This window comes from Mesorhizobium sp. M7A.F.Ca.ET.027.02.1.1, from assembly GCF_004022985.1.
Taxonomy (GTDB): Bacteria; Pseudomonadota; Alphaproteobacteria; order Rhizobiales; family Rhizobiaceae; genus Mesorhizobium.
In genome coordinates, this window is sequence record NZ_RZOL01000828.1 from 1 (window position 1) to 910 (window position 910).

Consider the following 910-nt stretch of genomic DNA (forward strand, 5'->3'; position numbering starts at 1 on the left):
CTATGAATGGGCGTTCGGCGATCGCGAGTTCCGCAACTCGATCCTCAACAACATCATCTGGCTGGCGGTCGTGCCCGCCGCCTGCACGTTCCTAGGGCTGATCATCGCCGTGCTCACCGACAAGATCTGGTGGGGCACGATCGCCAAGAGCCTGATCTTCCTGCCGCTGGCGATCTCCTTCGTCGGCGCCAGCGTGATCTGGAAATTCATCTACGAGTATCGGGGCGAGGGCCAGACCCAGATCGGCATCCTCAACGCCATCATCCAGCATTTCGGCGGCCAACCGCAGGTCTGGATATCGCTGCCGTTTTGGAACAATTTCTTCCTGATGATCATCCTGATCTGGATTCAGACCGGCTTTGCCATGGTCATCCTGTCTTCCGCCCTGCGCGGCATTCCCGAAGAAACGCTGGAAGCCGCCGTCATCGACGGCGCCAATCCGTTCCAGATCTTCTGGAAGATCATGGTGCCGCAGATCTGGGGCACCATCGCCGTGGTCTGGACCACGATCACCATTCTGGTGCTCAAAGTGTTCGACATCGTGCTGACCATGACCAACGGCCAGTGGAACAGCCAGGTGCTGGCCAATCTGATGTTCGACTGGATGTTCCGCGGCGGCGGCGATTTCGGCCGCGGCGCCACCATCGCCATCATCATCATGATTGCCGTCATCCCGATCATGGTCTGGAACATCCGCCAGGCGAACAAAGAGACGGGAGAACATTGAGATGGCCGTCGCGACCGGAAATTCCTTCGCCAGCCGCTTTGGCGTCCACATCGCCGTGCTCATCTTCGTCGCAATCTGGACCATACCGACGCTCGGCATCCTGGTTTCGTCGCTGCGCGACAAGAACCAGATCATCGCCTCGGGCTGGTGGAACTCGTTCGCCAGTTCCACCCAGACGGAAGC

General features: G+C 59.3%; 1 protein-coding gene and 1 pseudogene. Both read left to right on the forward strand.

What is annotated here, in order from left to right:
• Positions 1 to 727: sugar ABC transporter permease (locus EN749_RS36460; RefSeq protein ID WP_145991209.1), on the forward strand; the 727-nt coding region annotated here is incomplete at its 5' end.
• 1 nt (position 728) lies between these two features.
• Positions 729 to 910 (forward strand): annotated as a pseudogene (locus EN749_RS36465) (carbohydrate ABC transporter permease); the annotation flags it as partial.